The sequence below is a fragment of the Subsaximicrobium wynnwilliamsii genome (assembly GCF_007997225.1).
Classification (GTDB): domain Bacteria; phylum Bacteroidota; class Bacteroidia; order Flavobacteriales; family Flavobacteriaceae; genus Psychroserpens; species Psychroserpens wynnwilliamsii.
The window spans coordinates 17,616-37,031 of the sequence record NZ_VORM01000004.1 but is presented as its reverse complement, the minus strand read 5'-3'; the positions used below and the strand labels follow the sequence as shown (position 1 = coordinate 37,031).

Below are 19,416 nucleotides of genomic sequence, written 5' to 3'. Positions count from 1 at the left end.
CGATTAATCCGAAAACCTTCAAGCGTTCTATAAATCCAGAATTTAAGATCATAATCACGCATCTTTTTCAGCAGTTTTAGTATAGTCCGCTTAATTTGTAATTTAGTCACAATTGAGTCTTGGCTCTTACGTCTAGTAGCGAAGCGCCTGCCTGCCTGCCGGCAGGCAGGGTCTCATGTCTTTCCGAGTAGCAGTGCTTTTAAAATGAATTTATTCCGCTTAATCTTTAAAAACAGCTTTCAAATCGTTAATTTTGCGTCTTTAAAATCCAAAGGATATGTTCAATAGTTTAAGCGAAAAGTTAGATAAAGCGTTACACGTATTAAAAGGACACGGAAGCATTTCCGAAGTCAACGTGGCAGAAACACTCAAGGAAGTACGACGTGCGCTGTTAGATGCCGATGTCAACTTTAAAATCGCCAAAGAATTTACCAACACGGTCAAGGAAAAAGCAATGGGTCAAAATGTATTGACCAGCTTGCAACCGGGACAATTGATGGTAAAGTTGGTCAAGGATGAGCTTACTCAATTGATGGGTGGCGATGCGGAAGGCATCAATCTTTCTGGTGATCCTACCGTGATTTTGATGTCTGGTCTCCAAGGTTCTGGTAAAACAACGTTTTCTGGAAAATTGGCCAATTACCTCAAAACCAAAAAAACAAAACGACCGCTTTTGGTGGCCTGTGATGTGTATCGCCCAGCTGCGGTAGATCAATTGCATGTGGTAGGTGGTCAAATTGGCGTTGAGGTCTATAGCGATAAAGGCAATACCGATCCTGTGGCGATCGCCAAAGCAGGTATTGCGCATGCCAAAGCCAAGGGGTTGAATGTGGTTATTATTGATACCGCAGGTCGTTTGGCGGTTGATGAGGCGATGATGGCCGAAATTTCGAACATCCATAAAGCCATTCAACCTCAAGAAACCTTGTTTGTAGTGGATGCCATGACGGGTCAAGATGCCGTAAATACGGCCAAGTCCTTTAATGATATATTGAATTTTGACGGGGTCATCCTTACCAAATTGGATGGTGATACCCGCGGTGGAGCGGCGATTTCGATAAAATCAGTTGTAAATAAACCCATCAAATTCATTGGTACCGGTGAGAAGATGGAGGCGATTGATGTCTTCTATCCCTCACGTATGGCCGATCGTATTTTGGGCATGGGTGATGTCGTATCCCTGGTGGAACGCGCACAAGAGCAGTATGATGAAGTGGAAGCGCGAAAAATTCAGAAGAAAATTGCCAAGAACCAATTTGGTTTTGATGATTTTCTGAAGCAGATCCAGCAGATCAAGAAAATGGGGAACATGAAGGATTTGATCGGGATGATTCCTGGCGCTGGCAAAATGATGAAGGATGTGGATATCGATGACGATGCCTTTATGGGAATTGAAGCGATCATCCATTCCATGACTCCAGAAGAACGAAGCAATCCCACGGTTATTAATGCAAGTCGGAAAAAGCGGATAGGGAAGGGTTCAGGCACTTCGGTGCAGGAAGTGAACCAATTGCTCAAACAGTTCAATCAAATGAGCAAGATGATGAAGATGATGCAAGGCGGAAAAGGCAAAGCGATGATGCAGGCGATGAAAGGAGGGATGCGTTAAGGTTTAGTTTTCAGTCTCAGTCCCAGTCTCAGTTTTCAGTCTCAGTATCTGCGGTTGGTTAATGGATTGACTTTAGTTTGATTATTTTTATTTGAAAAATAAAAAAATTTAGAAATATGGATTTCAAAAACTTGTTGGCATATCAAAAAGCATTTGATTTTGCCATGAAATTTTTGAGTTTTCTAAATCTTTTCCAAAGGAAGAAACGTATTCGCTTAAAGACCAAATAAGGAGAAGCTCTCGAGCAGTCAATGCTAATAGGGCTTAGGCTTATAGAAAACGACAGTATCCAAGGCATTTTACTAGTAAAATGACCGATAGCGATGGCGAGAATTCTGAAGCGAGTGCTTGGTTGGATTTCGCATTTGCCTGTAACTACTTATCTGAAGAAACCCATATCAAGTTAACAAATGACTGTGTTGAAATCGGGAAGCTTATCAATTATAGGATTAACAACCCAGAAAAATTTGGAGTGAAGTTAGAGTAAAATTGAAAACTACAACTGAAAACAAAAACACGCAAGAGTAAGCCCTGAAACTGCGACTGCGACTGAAGACTAATTTTTAACTGCAAACTGAAGACTAAAAAAAATGACTATACTAGACGGAAAAAAAGTAAGCAACGACATTAAAGATGAAATCAAGGCCCAAGTGGACAAGATGATTGCCAAGGGCGAAAAAGTGCCACATTTAGCGGCAGTGATCGTAGGTAATGATGGGGCGAGTTTGACGTATGTGGGCAGTAAAGTGAGGGCTTGTGAACGTGTGGGTTTTGAATCTACCATGGTGCGCTTGTCCAATACCACCAGTGAAATAGAATTATTGGATAAAATTGAAGAGCTCAACAAAAATGATGATATCGACGGCTTCATCATTCAACTGCCATTGCCAGAGCAGATCAATACCCAAAAAGTATTGATGGCTGTCGATCCCAGTAAGGATGTTGATGGTTTTCACCCAGAAAACTTCGGAAAAATGGCTTTGGACATGACTACGTTTATTCCTGCAACACCATTTGGTATTTTAGAATTATTGGATCGTTATGGTGTAGAAACCAAAGGAAAACACACCGTTGTAATTGGGCGTAGCCATATTGTAGGCAGGCCAATGAGTATTTTGATGGGACGTAAAGGTTTTCCCGGAAACTCCACAGTGACCCTAACCCATAGCCACACCAAGAACATCACCCAAATCACCTCTCAGGCCGATATTATTATCTCTGCATTGGGAGTGCCAAATTTTTTAAAGGCTGAAATGGTCAAGGATGATGTTGTCATCATTGATGTGGGTATTACCCGTGTCCCAGACGATTCTACATCAAAGGGCTATCGCATTACGGGAGATGTCGATTTTGAAAATGTGAGTAAAAAAGCCAGCTACATAACGCCTGTTCCCGGAGGTGTAGGGCCTATGACCATTGCCATGCTGCTCAAAAACACGCTTTTGGCACGTGAGCAACGCCTTTAGGTCGCGATTTTGATAATAATTCAAGGCAGCATCATCTTAGGCAGGGTTCAACTATTGAGCCTTGAGCACCTTTTGCCAATTCTTTTGGCAGTTGGGGTGTTTTTACTATTGATCCTCCACGGAAAAAGAAGTAGTATTAAAACTCAAAGCCGTCTCATGCATGGTATTGCATTGGCTGTGTCCTTAACGGTTATTGCGTTCCATCTGCATAAAATGCTAACTTCCTACTACGATCTAAGTAAGGATTTGCCCTTGTACCTTTGCAGTCTATTAGCGCTTTTGATTCCAATTTACACTTATTTTAGAAAGTATTGGATGTTTGAGATTTTGGTGTTCTGGATTATTGCGGGCACCTTGCAAGCAGTTATCACGCCAGATATTGCAGAAGGATTTCCTAGCTTCGATTACTTTAGGTATTGGATTGTGCATTTAGGTTTGCTTACGATTATACTCTACAGCATTTTTGTATTGAAGCTAAAGCCAAAATTCACAAGCGTTTTCAAATCCTTTTTTGCATTGCAAGGCTATGTTATTTTAATGGTGATCATCAACTACTTTTTGGATGCCAATTATTTTTATCTGAATGAAAAGCCCAAATCAGCCTCATTATTGGATTATTTTGGCGATTGGCCGTATTATCTAATTGTCACGCAGCTCATTGTTTTTCCCTTATTCCTAATCATCTATTTGCCTTTCAAGCTTTCTGAAGTAAAAAAAAGGAAAACTCATTTAGCAAACAACTGACTCATATCCTTGAAGGCTTTAAATTCTAAAGCATTGCCTGCAGGGTCCAAAAAAAACATGGTGGCTTGTTCACCAACTTGGCCTTCAAATCTAATGTACGGCTCAATTACAAATTCAACATTGTTAGCTTTAAGTTGCATGGAGAATGTTTCAAAAACATCCCATGGCAATACCACACCATAATGCGGGACAGGTACATTTTTGCCGTCGACCAAATTGGCATGTAACTTTTCTTGAGTTTTGGGCTTATAATGGATGACCAATTGGTGGCCGAATAGGTTGAAATCGACCCAATGGTCACTGCTTCTGCCTTCTTCGCAATTGAGACTGTTTTTGTAAAATGCGCGGCATTCCTCGAGGTTGTGTACGGGAATGGCGATGTGAAATGGAGAAACTATTGTACTCATAAATTTACTTTGTTGGTTCGTCTTTTCGGTATTTCAACATGGAAACGCCAGAGATAAAAAAGATACCTCCCAAAATGGCCAAGGCCCAAGGACTCAAAGCGACTAAATTGTTGCCAAAGATGCCCAAAACGCCAAGTACAAGAGCAATCATGCCGCCAATGGTAAGTATTAGAGCGAGTATTCTAATCATGATATTAGTGTTGATTTAAGGTTAAATTTTTTGTGATTTCACTTCCGAATACATCTAAATCAAGTTTAAAATTATTCGAAAGCTCAAGAATTCAAGGCAACTTTTTTTTTGCCTCGTGCTTTTTTGTAGAATCCTCCAACATCGCCTCAAGCGTTTCAAATTCCGTTTTGCTGAGCTCGCGGTATTCCCCAGTGGGCATGTCTAAAGGGATGTTCATGATGCGTGTACGTTTCAAGGCCAGTACTTCATAATTTAAATACTCACACATGCGACGAATTTGACGGTTTAGACCCTGGGTTAAAATGATGCTAAACCTATTAGAATCCAATCTTCTGACCTCGCACTTTTTGGTGGTTTTGTCTAGATCTTCCAAATAGATGCCACCAGCCATGCGCTGTACAAAAGTTTGGGAAATGGTTTTATCAACCGTCACAATGTATTCCTTCTCGTGATTGTTGCTGGCGCGAAGGATTTTATTGACTATATCGCCATCATCTGTCAATAGAATAAGGCCTTCACTGGGTTTATCCAATCTACCAATTGGGAAGATCCGTTTGGGGTAGTTGATGTAGTCGATGATGTTGTCCTTTTCCACGCGAGTGTCTGTGGTGCACACAATACCAATAGGTTTGTTGAAGGCGAGATATACAAAATCTTCTTTAGAGTTTTTGATCAGCTCCCCATCCACATGGACTTTATCATTGGGCGCAATTTTAGTGCCCATTTCTGGGACTTCGCCATTGATGGTTACGCGTCCAGCTTCAATGAGTTTATCGGCAGCACGGCGGGAGCAATAGCCAGCTTCACTTAAGAATTTATTGATTCGTGTCAAATTTTCGTCCATGTTTCAAAAGTACAAAACTATTGAGTAATGAATTCTAAAATGTGGGCATTAACCTCATCGGTTTTTAAACCATGTCCAAGCCCTTCCGTAGTAATCAATTTCGAGGTTTTATAGAAATTTTGGAAGTCCTCGGCATCGCTATATGGGATGATTTTATCGAATTTGTCGTGAATGACTAAGCCTTCCGCAGTGACACCTTCTGCGAATTTTGCAGCATTGAAATGTTCTGGCATGTAACTGAATTGTTCAAATATCAATTGGTTTATGGCCTTAGCGACCCGCTTATTGTAGCCCATCATCTCAACATAGCGCCCAAAAACCCCTTCGAAATTAGAAGGTGCGCCAAGGAGTACGATTTTTTTAACCGAAGGCATCTTGTATTTGCTCAAAAAATAAGCGGTGGACATACCTCCTACAGAATGACCCACAATAATTTGGGCTCCAAAGCGCTGCGCGACAACATTGATGCACTCGGCATAAAGGATGGCGTTGAACTTGTTTCCGCTAGAATACCCATGGGCAGGCGCATCCAAAGCGATGATGTTGTAATCGAGTGTCCTTAGTTTGATAATGAGGTTTTTCCAGCGGAAGGCATTACTTTCCCAACCATGAGCCAGTATAACAGTTTCTTTTTTTCCCAACCAACGGTAGGTTTTGATGCTGAGGTGTTCATAATCGACATCTTCAATGAAGGCGGTATCCAAAAAATCCTTTTGGAGTTCCTTGATTTTGACACGTCGTGGTGAGGAAAATAGTTTCAAGGCTATTTTGCCTGCAGCTTCTGCTGAAACGAAACTCCAAACATTAGTAAAGAACCCTATGGATTTTGCTAAGAACCTACGCATCTAATCTTCGCGATTTACCAAGTCCATCGAGAAAGCAGGTGTGCAAATAGAAATATACTCACAGACTTCAGTAAACGGATTTGAATATTGAACTTTGGTGTTTTTATCAATTTTAATGGATTGTCCGGCTTTGAGAATAATGGTCTCATGGTCGATGATGAACTGTTTTTTACCTTTGAGAATTAAGGTGTATTCATCAAATTGCGGCGTTTGAAAAGGTTCGCTCCAGCCGGCGGGTGCCTTCATGTGCGCAATGCTTATCTCTTTATTGCCGTCTGTGGCAAGTCCGAAATGCTCGTTTATCACTTTGCCATCTGTTGTTGGCACTGCAAAGGGTTGCTTTTGTATGGTGTAAGGTTTCATCTTATTTAAAGGATTTCTTTTTGATCATTCCACCTTTTAAATCTTTAACCACGGTCATGATTGTAAAGGCGTTTTTATCTATTTTTTCAATTTCGGTATGTAATCTAGGTAATTCCAATCTGGTAATGATAATAAAAATAACAGATTTATCATAATGGGCAGTTTCATTTTTATACCCGCCTTTGGCTGGGTAGATGGTGCAGGCGCGTTCCAGTTTTTCGGTAAGCACCTTTCTTATGTCCTCATGAAATTCAGAAATAATGGTCACGCCAATATATTCTTCGACGCCATCTACCACAAAATCAACGGTTTTGGCGGCCGCTAAATAGGTTAGTATGGCGTAAAGTGCAATTTCGATGGAAAGTACATAGGCGCCAAAAGAGAAGATAATAATGTTGATGAGTAAAAGTACATCGCCAATGGTAATGCTCAGTTTTCTGCTTAAAAAAATAGCGAGCACTTCAGTACCGTCAATAACACTGCCACCTCGCATGGCCAGGCCTATGCCCAAGCCCAGAAAGAACCCTCCAAAAATGGCGATTAATAATTTGTCTTCGGTAATTACAGGGTATTCGACAAAATGCACCACCAAAGCCAGAAACATAATGGATATGATGCTTTTTATGGCAAATTTCTTTCCTATGGTTTTGGTCGCCAAAAGTATGAATGGCAGGTTGACTAAAAGTAAAAGGATGCCTAAAGACATGCCGCTCAAATTCTGTATCAATAGAGAGATCCCTGTAGCGCCACCATCTATGAATTTGTTTGGCAATAAAAACCCTTTTAGACCAAAGCCTGCTGAAAATACGCCAATGATTATGAATGCATATTCCTTTATGGCATGCATTAACTCCACGTAAAGATTGTTCGCAATAAGCGCTACCTGGTTTTGAGAGTTCGGGGCTTTTCCTGGTGCCAATTTTTCATCGACACGCTTTTGCGCAATCTTGAGCAGTATTTTAGTGATGAATGGATTCAATGGTTTTTAAAGTGTTTTTAATGGATTAATATTATGCTGAATGGAGTCATGTTCAATGAATTGTAGTTGAGCTATTGAAAAATTCAAAACCTTACCAATGAACCATGAAATATTTGATTTTGGCATTATCAGGAATTTGAACAGCATCAATTTTGAGATCCATGTCAAACCTAAGGTTGGCAGGAAGTTCACTTTTATCAATCGTAAACGAAGCGTTGATTTCATTTACTGAAATCACTACCGTTCTAATCAAATTATTGATGCTCGAAATTTTGTACTGCTCCTGGATGTCCTTAAAGGTACTCAAAGTACTAATATTTTTGGTCGTTTTGAAGCGTTGGTCAAAAAACTGGACACTCTTAATCATAGCCGTGGAATCTTGACGCGTTTTTGGGGTTAGCTCCAATAATTTTTTCCCTGAGCTGTCGTAAATATCAATCTCTGCGTTTTGGCGGTTGATGCCGTTGATGTTGGTAAAGGTCACTATGGAGTCATTGGGAAAGATCAATTCTAAATCCTTGACCTGAGTGGAGTCTGTTAAACTGCCCACATAAGTTTTTCCAACTTCAAAAGGGTCACGCTCTTTTTCTGAGGAACAACTTGTTAAAATGATTAAGCCAAAGATAAGGAAAGTTAATTTTTGCATTGATTTTGATTTAGTAATTTAGAATTTGAGCTTGTTTTTTATTTAAATGCGGACCGATCTATTTCATCATTTTGGTCAAGATTCCCAAAACGCTTCGTATCACGGTTGGACTCGTCAATACCTTTATTAACGGATTTTGTCTGGAGCTATTTCGCCTGTAAGTGCCCCGGCTACTGGCTTTTTCGAGCGCTTCTTTTTCTTCGCGTGCTTTTGCTTTTGCTTCTTCGGCTTCAGCAGCTTCAATTTTTTCATTGAGCATTTCATAAGCGCTCTCACGATCAATGGTTTCGTTGTATTTTCTAGCGAGTTTTGATGTGCTTATTAGCGCGTCCAATTCAGTATCGGTCAAAACATCCATTCGGCTCATTGGAGCGCGCATCATCGTGGCTGCAAGGGGAGTAGGTCTGCCTTTTTCATCCAATGCGGACACTAGCGCTTCGCCAATACCCAAGGAGGTCAAAACCTCTGTGGTATCATAAAAATCTGTTTCCGGATAATTTTGGGCGGTCAACTTAATGGCTTTGCGATCATTGGCGGTAAAAGCCCGAAGCGCGTGTTGTACCTTCAATCCCAATTGGCCTAAAACAGCCTCTGGCACATCGGTGGGATTTTGGGTCACAAAATAAATGCCAACACCTTTACTCCTTATGAGTTTGACGATGCTTTCGATTTGGTTCAATAGTGCTTTTGAGGCTTCATTGAAGATCAAATGCGCTTCGTCGATGAACATGATGAGCTCTGGCCTGTCACTGTCTCCCTGTTCTGGGAAGGTGGAATAGATTTCAGCCAAAAGACTTAGCATGAAGGTCGAGAATAGTTTTGGTCGGTCTTGGATATCGGTAAGCCTAAGGATGTTGATGTAGCCTCTTCCGTCATCATCCACGCGCAAGAGATCATCGACCTCAAAGGAAGTTTCGCCAAAAAAACGCTCGCCACCTTGTTGTTCAATCTCTACGATTTTTCTTAAAATGGCGCCGGTGGATGCGGTTGAGATCCTTCCGTAGGCGTCGGAAAATTCATCTTTACCTTCCTGTGTGGCATATTGAAGGATTTTCTTGAAATCTTTTAAATCCAAAAGCGGGTATTTATGATCGTCACAGTATTTGAAGATCACGGCCACAATACCAGACTGTGTTTCGCTTAAATCTAAAATCCTTGAGAGTAAAACCGGGCCAAATTCACTAACGGTCGCCCGAAGCCTCACACCATCTTGTTCAGAAAGGGTCATCACTTCCACAGGAAATGCTTTGGGCGTGAAGGGGAGACCAATTGAGGCGTGACGCTCATCAATTTTGGCGTGTCCTGCGCTTGGTTTTGCCAATCCGCTAAGATCGCCTTTGATGTCCATAAGTACTACCGGGATTCCTTTTTCGCTGAGATTTTCAGCCAATACCTGTAAGGTCTTTGTTTTTCCAGTTCCCGTTGCCCCTGCAATCAAGCCATGTCTATTCATGGTTTTCAAAGGAATATTCACATAAGCATTGGTCAAGGTTTTGCCATCCAGCATTGCTGAACCCAAGGTAATGAACTCCCCCTTAAAGGTATTCCCTGCTGTGATTTCGGCTAAAAAATCATCGGTTTTACTCATAATTAAAAATTTGTTTAAAAGTAGTATAATTTTGGGACGTATGGCAAGCGAGCTTGGTTTTTAGTCCAGTTTCCAGTTTCCAGTCGCCAGTCTTCAGTTTCCAGTCTTCAGTCTCAGTCTCAGTCTTCATCTTCATCTTCAACTTCATCTTCATCTTCATCTTCATCTTCAACTTCAACTTCAATTTCAATTTCAACTTCATCTTCATCTTCATCTTCAACTTCAACTTCAATTTCAACAGATTTCTAACAACAAATGAATACCTTTGCGCGCTATGACGAGAAGTGAACGACAAGACTTGATAGACCAAGGGCTTTTATTGCCTTTAATGGAAGAATTTTATACCATTCAAGGTGAAGGATTCCACAAAGGCACTGCTGCTTATTTTATAAGAATTGGTGGTTGTGACGTGGGTTGCCACTGGTGCGATGTGAAGGAAAGTTGGAATGCTGAATTGCATCCACCTACCGAAACCGCCAAAATTGTTGAAAATGCTGTAAAATATAGCGAAACCATTGTGGTTACAGGTGGTGAGCCACTAACTTGGGACATGACCGAATTGACCAAACAGCTAAAAGCAAAAGGCTTGCAAACACATATTGAAACTTCTGGCGCCTACGAGCTCACGGGAGAATGGGATTGGATTTGCTTGTCACCAAAGAAAATGAAGCTGCCCACGCAAAAGGTTTACGATAAGGCACACGAATTGAAGTGCATCATATTCAATAAAGATGATTTCCGTTTTGCCGAGGAGCAAGCTGCAAAAGTAAATGGGGATTGCATTCTCTACCTTCAACCCGAATGGAGCAAACGCGATAAAATGGTACCGCTTATTGTAGATTACGTGATGGCAAACCCGAAGTGGAAAGTGTCGTTGCAGACGCACAAGTATTTGAATATCCCTTAAAGTTTAGTTTTCAGTCGGCGGTCTTCAGTCGCGGTCTTCAGTCGCGGTCTTCAGTCTTAAATGAATTTTCAGTAAATATAATTGCATAACTTCTGTAATAAAAAAATGGCCTCTACTCAATTCGTAAAGACCATTTCTACATTTTTTTCTAGCATCTAGCATCTAGCATCTAGCATCTAGCATCTAGCATCTAGCATCTAGCATCTAGCATCCTATTTCTTAAACGGAACTGCAACGCGCATCGTTCCCCAGCCCAAATGCATATCCACGCCACCTTCTGCTTTTTCAAAAGCGATGGAAAAGGCTTCTAAAGACTCCTTACCTTCGGTAACAGGGACGCTTATTCTGGCAACATCTTGGTCTTCCTTGTAAAAATAGCTTCCCCAAACATTGAGGTCCTTATTAATGATGGCGGTCCATTCTTTCTCACCCGGAATTACATAAAATGTGTAAGTGCCTGGCTCGATTTGAGTGCCACCTAAGGTCATTGGTGTATAAAGTGTCAACTCGGCGGCCTCATTGGCTCCGGTACGCCATACTTTTCCGCTTGGCGCGAGATCCTCAATCTTGCGGTCATTTAGTTGTGGTCTGCCGTAAGTGATTCTAATAAGTTTATTGGCATCCTTATAATCTGAAGGAAAAGCAGCGCCGTCCATAGGGCTTTTATCCAGTCCCTTAAAATCCTGCGCACTCATGGATACTGCAAACAACAGCGCCATTGCAAAGCTTAGTCTTGAAATAATTGATTTGATGTTCATAAAATAGTTCGTTTTTAAAATTGGTTAATTGTATGATTTAAATGTTAATCCTCTAAAGGTCGGTATTTGTAAGCGAAATTTACAGTTCACAATAAAAATAATAGAATAAAACGCATAATAGTGTCATTTTTATGGTAAATTATAAAATATACTTTTAAATTGTAATCTAATTAGGGTAAAGTGTTTTATATATGTTACCATAAACCCATATTTGCCTAATCAAATGAAATAAAACTCAAGACTTAAAATAAATGTATTATGTGCGGAATTGTATGTGCTTTCGATCTTAAGCAGAAATCAGAAGAATTAAGACCACAATTGTTGGAAATGTCAAAAACCCTGCGCCATCGCGGTCCAGATTGGAGCGGTATCTATAGCAACGATAAAGCGATCATGGCGCACGAGCGCCTGGCGATCGTTGATCCAGCTTCAGGAAAGCAACCCTTGGTAAGTGCCGATAATAAGTTAGTGTTGGCAGCCAATGGGGAGATTTATAACCACCGTGAACTGCGGAAGCAATTTCCAGATTATAAATTTCAAACGCAAAGTGATTGCGAAGTTATTTTGGCACTTTATGAGAAAAAGGGTGCAGATTTCATTGATGAGATGAATGGCATCTTTGGTTTTGCCATATATGATGCTGAAAAAGACGAATATTTTGTGGCCCGTGACCACATGGGGATCATTCCCTTATATATAGGTTGGGATCAAAACGGCACCTTTTATGTTGCTTCAGAGTTAAAAGCTTTGGAAGGCACTTGCTCTAAAATAGAATTGTTTCCTCCAGGACATTATTTAAGCAGTAAAGACGGAAAGTTCGTGCAATGGTACAAGCGTGATTGGACGGAATACGACGCCGTTAAGGACAATGAAACCAGCATCGCCAAAATCAAGGAAGCGCTAGAGGCCGCAGTGCACAGACAATTGATGAGTGATGTGCCTTACGGGGTGTTGCTTTCTGGCGGATTGGATTCTTCGGTTACATCTGCAATTGCCAAGAAATATGCTTCAAAACGAATAGAAAGTGATGACACCTCTGAGGCTTGGTGGCCACAACTGCACAGTTTTTCCGTGGGCTTGGAAGGCTCTCCAGATTTAGCTGCAGCCCGAAAAGTGGCAGACCATATTGGTACCGTGCACCACGAAATTAAATTTACCATCCAAGAAGGTCTGGATGCGATACGTGATGTGATCTACAACCTTGAAACCTATGACATCACCACCATTCGTGCTAGTACACCAATGTATTTGATGGCTAGGGTCATCAAATCCATGGGTATTAAAATGGTATTGTCTGGCGAGGGTGCCGACGAATTATTTGGAGGTTATCTCTATTTTCACAAAGCCCCAAATGCCAAGGAATTCCATGAGGAAACGGTACGAAAACTCAGCAAACTGCATCAATACGATTGCTTGAGAGCCAATAAGAGCCTTGCGGCTTGGGGCATTGAAGGCCGTGTTCCATTTTTGGACAAGGAATTTATGGATGTGGCGATGCGCATCAACCCGCAGGATAAAATGATCAACGGCGAACGTATGGAAAAATGGGTAGTGCGTAAAGCCTTTGAAGATATGCTGCCCGCAAGTGTGGCATGGCGTCAAAAAGAACAATTTAGTGATGGCGTTGGCTACAGCTGGATTGATACTTTAAAAGAAATGGTTAACGAGGCGGTAAGCGATGAGCAAATTAAAAACGCCCACTTTCGATTTCCATTACAAACACCACAGAATAAAGAGGAATTTTACTACCGTTCTATTTTTGAGGAACATTTTCCAAGTGACGCAGCAGCCTTATGTGTGCCTCAAGAGCCTAGTGTGGCCTGCAGTACAAAAATCGCCTTGGAGTGGGATGAGGCTTTTAAGAATATGAACGACCCAAGTGGGAGAGCAGTTTCTAAAGTGCATGCCGATGCCTATTAATGAGATGCCTGATTTTCAAGACGAAGTTGCAGAAAATTCGGAAAATCGAATCAATCCCGCTAATTAAGCGGGATTATTTTAGAATTATAGTGATTCCAAAATTTCAAGATGGAGTTGCAAAAATATAGCAAATCGAATCAATCGCTCCTAAAACGTATACCCAATTCTCAAATCAAAAAAATCTGCCACATGACGATGTGCTTTTAAGTTAAAGCCTGCAAAAATATGTTTATTGAAACTGTAGGTCAATCCATAGCGCTGGTATACATCATCAGTTGTTCGATACTCATTGAAATAATACACGCCCAACTGCTGGCTAAAGTTTACTCTTCCGAGCCAGAATTCATGCCCCACCAATGCACTGCCCTGCAGAAAACTGGAGTTGCCACCATCTATTTTTATCTGTTCTTTTCTGGAATAATCGAAAATCCATTCCGTGCCTACCATTATAGCACTTCTGTTGCCCACCCATCTACTGTAATTGGCAGTAAGACCAAAAACATAAAATTTGTCCTTATCACCTACATTAGCATTGCTCCAACCGGAAAAATGTATCAATGAGAATCTCGTTTTATCCTCTGGAGCTTCGCGTTTACCTATTTTTGATAGAGACGGATATTGCACATCCTCCAGACTCGTATGCACACCCAAACTCAAAGTGGGAAAGTTCAAACCTTTATTGGGCGTGCTCACACCACCATTGGAGGTATGGTTGTATTTTGCGGCGAGACGGATATTTAATTTTTCGGTCAAACGGTAATTAATCCCTAGGCCAGCCATAAGGGCAAAGCTCAAGTGAGTGCTGTATGATTCGTTATTTGGATTTGAACCCTCGTCAAACGGGTTTGTAAGGTATGCGCCACCAATACCCATCGTTAAAAAAATATTGGTTTTCTTTTGGGTCCTAAAATACGGTTCTACATAACCCATAGCAAGTACGCCATTGCCTAAAACGTCAGGGTTGTCCCAATTCCAATAAGATAGATTAACACCCAGCTTAGGAAAACAATTACAGAAATCCCATGCCTCTTGTGTAAGCAAAAGTTTGCTCAAGTCCACACTCAAGGCACTGGGATGGGAATTGTCCATGTCACGCAAAGATTCGGTGTGCCTGATTAGAAAGCCATAATCCAAATTGACGCCAATAAAAGTCGGTCTACTTTCTTCAATACGCAATGAATCGGTTTGTGAGTATAAACTTATGGAAACGAACAGATAAAGAATGACCGAATGCGATGGTCTTGTCATGAGGAAATTTATTTAGTATCCTAAAAATATGCATTTTTCCAGAGAAGCACTAACTATAAATTTCAGCCATTCATTTACACCTTTTCTTTAAAATCTTCGTAACTGTTCAGGTTTTATTGTGGCTATCGTTTTGAATACAGCCAAAACATTTTGACCATTTTTTATGCACGTACCTGTTACCAACCGAATGCTGGCGTGTGCTCAACAATGCTATCTGGGGCTACTGTCATTTCTATAGTACTGCCCTCGTGCCCTAATTGTCCACCTACGCTTTTGCCCTGACTGAGACGGAGACGTTCGCTTTTTAAAGCTCTATTTTCATCTTTTGATGACGAAACTGGACTATTTCGACTGTTTTTTCGATGCGTTAGGACTTCGATTTTATTCAATAATTTTTCAATCAATGATTCTAAACAGATACTTTTGGGTTCTAGTGCTGCAATGCGCTTTTTGTCAGGGTTCAATTTCTATTTGGTTGATACTAAGAAAACGAACACCAATGAAAAGTTCATAAAACAAATCAGATTGTTATTGATTGGTAATAAACAAATGTTTACAAACAAGTTGTTTTTTTTAAAAACAAAAGTCAAAATTGTTCATAGTTATGTGTTTTTTAGAATAGGCTGAATAGTTACCGGAATTTAAGTGTGTGGATTTAAACGTATAAGATGGAAATCCAGAAGGATTCCTTAATTTTCTTAGCTCAAAATCCAGTCTTTTTGTAGACATCAATTGACTAATTTCAGCTAGCAAACAAGTGTTTATTTTATCAACTCCAGGCGATTGATTGTTTATGCTGCTAAATTATAAGATATCAGAGGATTGTTTTAAAGGGAAAATCATGGAATTTTAAAAATAGGGTTTACCCTTAAATGATTTCTTTTGAGAAGGTTGTTGATATAATTTTGATTTCAGCGAAATCAAATAATTGCTTCTAACAGGTTTTCTGCATTCTCATGATTTCAAAAGATGCTATAAACCTATAAAATCTATTTTAAGCTATGTTTTGATCGTTTTGAGGCACTATCTCGTAATTAACAAATGTTGATAATTATTGCATTCAATCGATGAAATGCTTTTAAAAAGCGGGGTTATTCCTTATATTTGTCTGTCTTACTTGAGGCGCCGGTTGCGTCTTTTTTTATGGTCTTAATTGGCCAAAGTGAGATTGAGAAACAAATAATACAAACCCCATGTATTCCAATAAGCATTCACAGCGTTAAAGCTTATGGAATTCATAAAAAACAAATCATGAGCGAAGAAAACAAAAAGCAATATTCCGCAGATAGTATTCAGGCCCTAGAAGGCATGGAGCACGTGCGTATGCGTCCGTCAATGTACATTGGCGACGTGGGCACGAGAGGTTTGCACCATTTGGTCTATGAGGTCGTGGATAACTCCATCGATGAGGCTATGGGCGGTTACTGTGACAACATAACGGTTACAATCAACGAGGATAATTCTGTGACCACCGAGGATGATGGTCGTGGGATCCCAGTGGATCTACATAAGAAAGAAGGCGTTTCTGCATTGCAGGTCGTTATGACCAAGATTGGAGCAGGAGGGAAGTTCGACAAGGACTCCTATAAGGTTTCCGGTGGTTTGCACGGTGTGGGTGTGAGTTGTGTGAATGCACTGTCTGCACACTTAACGGCTACGGTTCATAAAGATGGCACCATTTGGCAGCAAGAATATGAGAAAGGAAAGGCCATGTATCCTGTAAAAGCGGTGGGCACAACCGATAAAAGGGGTACTGTGGTCACGTTTAGACCAGATCCAAGCATATTCACCCAAACCTTAGAGTTCAATTATGATACTCTGGCCAGTAGAATGCGCGAATTGTCTTACTTGAACAAAGGGATTACCATTCACTTGATTGATAAGCGTTTCAAGAAAGACAATGGCGAATTTGAAGGTGAAACATTTCATTCGAAAGAAGGTCTCAAGGAGTTTATCAAGTTTTTAGATGGTAGTCGCGAGCCAATCATTAAGGAGATCATTTCATTTGAAGGTGAAAAGAACGATGTGCCTGTTGAGGTCGCCATGGTTTATAACACCTCTTATGCCGAAAATTTACACTCCTACGTCAACAACATCAACACGCATGAAGGTGGCACACATTTATCAGGTTTCAGAAGGGGTTTAACCCACACGCTTAAAAAATATGCTGAAAGTACAGGCATGTTGGATAAGCTCAAGTTTGATATTGCAGGTGATGATTTCCGTGAAGGTTTGACCGCAATCATTTCTGTGAAAGTACAGGAACCTCAATTTGAGGGCCAGACCAAAACCAAATTGGGTAACCGGGAGGTTTCGGCATCTGTAAGTCAGGCCGTTTCAGAGATGCTCACCAATTATTTGGAAGAGCACCCAGACGATGCCAAAATCATTGTTCAAAAAGTGATCTTGGCAGCCCAAGCACGTCATGCAGCACAGAAGGCGCGTGACATGGTGCAACGTAAAACGGTAATGAGCCTTGGCGGTTTGCCAGGGAAATTGAGTGATTGCTCCGAGCAAGACCCAAGCCTATGTGAAGTCTTCTTGGTTGAGGGAGACTCGGCAGGTGGAACAGCGAAACAAGGACGTGACCGTAAATTTCAAGCGATTTTACCTTTGAGAGGTAAGATTTTGAACGTGGAGAAAGCCATGACGCACAAGGTGTTTGAAAATGAGGAAATCAAGAACATTTACACCGCTTTAGGCGTTACCATTGGTACAGAAGAGGACAGTAAGGCCTTGAATCTATCAAAATTGAGATACCATAAAGTGGTCATTATGTGTGATGCCGATATTGATGGTAGCCACATTGCTACCCTAATCCTGACCTTTTTCTTTAGATATATGAAGGAATTGATCGAGGGCGGGCATATTTACATCGCCACACCACCGTTATACCTTATCAAGAAAGGCGCTAAGAAGCAATATGCTTGGAGTGACAAAGAACGCGATGGCATTATGAAAGAATTTGGCGAAAATTCAAAAATCCAGCGTTATAAGGGTCTTGGTGAGATGAATGCAGAACAACTTTGGGACACCACCATGAATCCGGAATTTAGAACCATGCGTTTGGTGCAAATAGATAACGGTACCGAAGCAGATCGTATTTTCTCAATGTTGATGGGCGACGAAGTGCCGCCTAGACGTGAGTTTATCGAGAAAAACGCCATTTATGCAAATATTGATGCCTAATTAATGGTTTATTAGAAGTAGAAAAGCAATTGCACGATGCGTGTAGTTGCTTTTTTTTTGCTGAAATTTGACGGGAATCAATAATAATTTGAAAAATCTGAAGCCTGTTTTTGCTTTTGGGCTGTTAGGCTTTTAATGGCACTGCTTATAGAATAAAGGGTCTGGTAGGCTTTTAAGATCAATGCGTTGTTGGTTTGTATTGCCAATGTTGGTGTTTTTCATCCCAATTAGGAGTTTGCATTGCCATTGCTGAAGTTTTCCACCAACAATTCTCAAATTCAATATCGTCCCCAGATATCTATGGAAAAACAAATGATTCCTTTTATTAGTGCTTATCCTAGCAGGTATAGCCTTTCTGCACCTTATAATCGGTCTTTTGATTATGAACTTTTAAGACCTTATCGCTAGATTCCGCAAAGGTTTCTGAAGTTATCAAACTGAACTATTGTATTTTTTGTTGCATTATTTTCGATTCTATGCAGTAAGGTTTCTGTCTTGTGAAATACCCATAAACTTCAACACTAGAAATTGTTAATTCAATCCTGATGGAGTAAATGTTGGGCTTCTGCTGTATCGCAGCTCAGAATTAAGTGCGCAGCTTTCTTCGTTTTAAGCACTGAAATTTGTAATTTTAGGCATTCCATATTTCAGTAATAGGAATTAGAATAAAAATATGAAAATAAGCTCCTTTTTATTCAGTAATTGAATGAAAGCAGAGCTTGTTTTTAGAAGTCATTAATTTAAAATAAAATAAACAGATGAAAGTAACAGTAGTTGGAGCAGGAGCAGTAGGCGCAAGTTGTGCCGAGTATATTGCGATTAAAAATTTCGCAAGTGAAGTGGTTTTATTGGATATTAAAGAAGGATTTGCCGAAGGTAAAGCCATGGATTTAATGCAAACCGCATCTTTAAATGGGTTTGACACCAAGATCACAGGGGTTACCAACGATTATTCGAAGACTGCAGATAGCGATGTTTGCGTGATTACTTCTGGTATTCCTAGAAAACCTGGCATGACGCGCGAAGAACTCATAGGGATCAATGCTGGAATCGTGAAAACGGTATCTTCAAGTCTCATTGAAAACTCTCCAAATACAATCATCATCGTAGTGAGCAATCCTATGGACACGATGACCTATTTGGTGCACAAAACCACCAGCTTGCCTAAAAACAGAATCATTGGGATGGGTGGTGCCTTGGATTCCGCACGCTTCAAATACCGTTTAGCAGAAGCTTTGGAAGCACCTATAAGTGATATTGATGGTATGGTGATTGGTGGTCATAGCGACACTGGGATGGTACCATTAACAGCGCATGCGACTAGAAACAGCATAAAAGTTTCAGAATTTATATCTGAAGCACGTTTGGAGCAAGTCAAGGAAGATACTAAAGTAGGTGGTGCGACATTGACCAAATTATTGGGCACTTCGGCTTGGTATGCGCCAGGTGCAGCAGTAAGTAGTATGGTGCAAGCCATAGCGTGCGACCAAAAGAAAATGTTCCCTTGTTCAGTGCTTTTAGACGGTGAGTTCGGTTTAAAAGACCTTTGTATTGGTGTACCCGTAATTTTAGGACGCAACGGTATCGAGAAAATAGTGAGCATCAAACTGAGTGATGCAGAACAGAAACACATGGAGCAAAGTGCAGAAGGTGTTAAAAAAACCAACGCGCTTTTAGAAATTTAAGCGGCTGTATTTTTAAACAAAAACCTCA

The 19,416-nt window shown here is 40.6% G+C and carries 20 protein-coding genes and 1 pseudogene; 8 read left to right on the top strand and 13 right to left on the bottom strand.

Annotated elements, in window-relative coordinates; all coding sequences use genetic code 11:
• Positions 1-277 precede the first annotated feature (277 nt).
• The 4 genes and pseudogenes from ffh (at position 278) to ESY88_RS04490 (ending at position 3,819) form a co-directional block, all read left to right on the top strand.
• Complete coding sequence (gene ffh, locus ESY88_RS04505) at positions 278-1,609, top strand: signal recognition particle protein (protein WP_147085454.1); 1,332 nt, start codon at positions 278-280, stop codon at positions 1,607-1,609.
• Between the two features lie 169 nt (positions 1,610-1,778).
• Positions 1,779-2,096, top strand: a pseudogene (locus tag ESY88_RS04500) (four helix bundle protein).
• A 103-nt stretch (positions 2,097-2,199) separates the two neighbouring features.
• A complete protein-coding gene (locus tag ESY88_RS04495; protein ID WP_147085453.1) occupies positions 2,200-3,075 on the top strand; it encodes a bifunctional 5,10-methylenetetrahydrofolate dehydrogenase/5,10-methenyltetrahydrofolate cyclohydrolase in 876 nt (291 codons plus the stop codon).
• A 9-nt stretch (positions 3,076-3,084) separates the two neighbouring features.
• The gene (locus tag ESY88_RS04490) at positions 3,085-3,819 is read left to right on the top strand and encodes a YwaF family protein (RefSeq protein WP_223270718.1); all 735 of its coding nucleotides are present in this window, start codon (positions 3,085-3,087) and stop codon (positions 3,817-3,819) included.
• Here the strand turns inward: ESY88_RS04490 and ESY88_RS20870 are convergent.
• The 9 genes from ESY88_RS20870 to ESY88_RS20865 form a co-directional block, all read right to left on the bottom strand.
• Positions 3,801-4,226, bottom strand: a complete 426-nt coding sequence (locus ESY88_RS20870; RefSeq protein WP_189702520.1) for a VOC family protein — start codon at positions 4,224-4,226, stop codon at positions 3,801-3,803. The genes ESY88_RS04490 and ESY88_RS20870 overlap by 19 nt on opposite strands.
• A 4-nt stretch (positions 4,227-4,230) precedes the next feature.
• Positions 4,231-4,416: a DUF2207 domain-containing protein gene (locus ESY88_RS04480; RefSeq protein WP_147085452.1), complete on the bottom strand. Its 186-nt coding sequence runs from the start codon at positions 4,414-4,416 to the stop codon at positions 4,231-4,233.
• Positions 4,417-4,507: 91 nt separating this feature from the next.
• Complete coding sequence (locus ESY88_RS04475; RefSeq protein WP_147085451.1) at positions 4,508-5,260, bottom strand: pseudouridine synthase; 753 nt, start codon at positions 5,258-5,260, stop codon at positions 4,508-4,510.
• A 17-nt stretch (positions 5,261-5,277) separates the two neighbouring features.
• Positions 5,278-6,105 (bottom strand): alpha/beta fold hydrolase, encoded by an 828-nt coding sequence (locus ESY88_RS04470; protein WP_147085450.1) that lies wholly within the window; start codon positions 6,103-6,105, stop codon positions 5,278-5,280.
• The gene (locus ESY88_RS04465) at positions 6,106-6,468 is read right to left on the bottom strand and encodes a cupin domain-containing protein (protein ID WP_147085449.1); all 363 of its coding nucleotides are present in this window, start codon (positions 6,466-6,468) and stop codon (positions 6,106-6,108) included.
• Position 6,469: 1 nt separating this feature from the next.
• Positions 6,470-7,447, bottom strand: a complete 978-nt coding sequence (locus ESY88_RS04460) for a YitT family protein (protein ID WP_147085448.1) — start codon at positions 7,445-7,447, stop codon at positions 6,470-6,472.
• A 91-nt stretch (positions 7,448-7,538) separates the two neighbouring features.
• Entirely contained in the window at positions 7,539-8,093 is a 555-nt protein-coding gene (locus tag ESY88_RS04455; protein WP_147085447.1) for a hypothetical protein, read from the bottom strand.
• A 58-nt stretch (positions 8,094-8,151) separates the two neighbouring features.
• Positions 8,152-9,681 carry a helicase HerA-like domain-containing protein gene (locus ESY88_RS04450; RefSeq protein WP_147085446.1) on the bottom strand — a complete coding sequence of 510 codons (1,530 nt, stop codon included), beginning with the start codon at positions 9,679-9,681 and terminating at the stop codon, positions 8,152-8,154.
• A complete protein-coding gene (locus ESY88_RS20865) occupies positions 9,674-9,913 on the bottom strand; it encodes a hypothetical protein (protein WP_189702519.1) in 240 nt (79 codons plus the stop codon). The genes ESY88_RS04450 and ESY88_RS20865 overlap by 8 nt, the downstream gene beginning before the upstream one ends.
• A 42-nt stretch (positions 9,914-9,955) precedes the next feature.
• Here ESY88_RS20865 and ESY88_RS04440 point away from each other — a divergent pair, with 42 nt between their 5' ends.
• Positions 9,956-10,588, top strand: a complete 633-nt coding sequence (locus tag ESY88_RS04440; protein WP_147085445.1) for a 7-carboxy-7-deazaguanine synthase QueE — start codon at positions 9,956-9,958, stop codon at positions 10,586-10,588.
• 212 nt (positions 10,589-10,800) lie between these two features.
• On the opposite strand, the gene ESY88_RS04435 is transcribed toward ESY88_RS04440, so the two are convergent.
• On the bottom strand, positions 10,801-11,346 hold the full coding sequence (locus ESY88_RS04435; protein ID WP_147085444.1) for a DUF2911 domain-containing protein: 546 nt from the start codon (positions 11,344-11,346) through the stop codon (positions 10,801-10,803).
• Positions 11,347-11,604: 258 nt separating this feature from the next.
• Between ESY88_RS04435 and asnB the strand changes: the two genes are divergently transcribed.
• Complete coding sequence (asnB, locus tag ESY88_RS04430) at positions 11,605-13,266, top strand: asparagine synthase B (protein ID WP_147085443.1); 1,662 nt, start codon at positions 11,605-11,607, stop codon at positions 13,264-13,266.
• Positions 13,267-13,413: 147 nt separating this feature from the next.
• Here the strand turns inward: asnB and ESY88_RS04425 are convergent, their stop codons facing one another.
• Both ESY88_RS04425 and ESY88_RS04420 read right to left on the bottom strand, forming a co-directional pair.
• The gene (locus ESY88_RS04425) at positions 13,414-14,514 is read right to left on the bottom strand and encodes an acyloxyacyl hydrolase (protein ID WP_147085442.1); all 1,101 of its coding nucleotides are present in this window, start codon (positions 14,512-14,514) and stop codon (positions 13,414-13,416) included.
• Positions 14,515-14,690: 176 nt separating this feature from the next.
• Positions 14,691-14,978: a DUF6444 domain-containing protein gene (locus ESY88_RS04420; protein ID WP_147085441.1), complete on the bottom strand. Its 288-nt coding sequence runs from the start codon at positions 14,976-14,978 to the stop codon at positions 14,691-14,693.
• A 787-nt stretch (positions 14,979-15,765) separates the two neighbouring features.
• Between ESY88_RS04420 and gyrB the strand changes: the two genes are divergently transcribed.
• Positions 15,766-17,703 carry a DNA topoisomerase (ATP-hydrolyzing) subunit B gene (gene gyrB / locus ESY88_RS04415; protein WP_147085440.1) on the top strand — a complete coding sequence of 646 codons (1,938 nt, stop codon included), beginning with the start codon at positions 15,766-15,768 and terminating at the stop codon, positions 17,701-17,703.
• Positions 17,704-17,780: 77 nt separating this feature from the next.
• Here gyrB and ESY88_RS21660 read toward each other — a convergent pair whose 3' ends face one another.
• Positions 17,781-17,909 (bottom strand): hypothetical protein, encoded by a 129-nt coding sequence (locus ESY88_RS21660; RefSeq protein WP_262713066.1) that lies wholly within the window; start codon positions 17,907-17,909, stop codon positions 17,781-17,783.
• A 552-nt stretch (positions 17,910-18,461) separates the two neighbouring features.
• On the opposite strand from ESY88_RS21660, the gene ESY88_RS04410 reads away from it, so the two are divergent.
• Positions 18,462-19,388 (top strand): malate dehydrogenase, encoded by a 927-nt coding sequence (locus ESY88_RS04410; protein WP_147085439.1) that lies wholly within the window; start codon positions 18,462-18,464, stop codon positions 19,386-19,388.
• Positions 19,389-19,416: the final 28 nt, after the last annotated feature.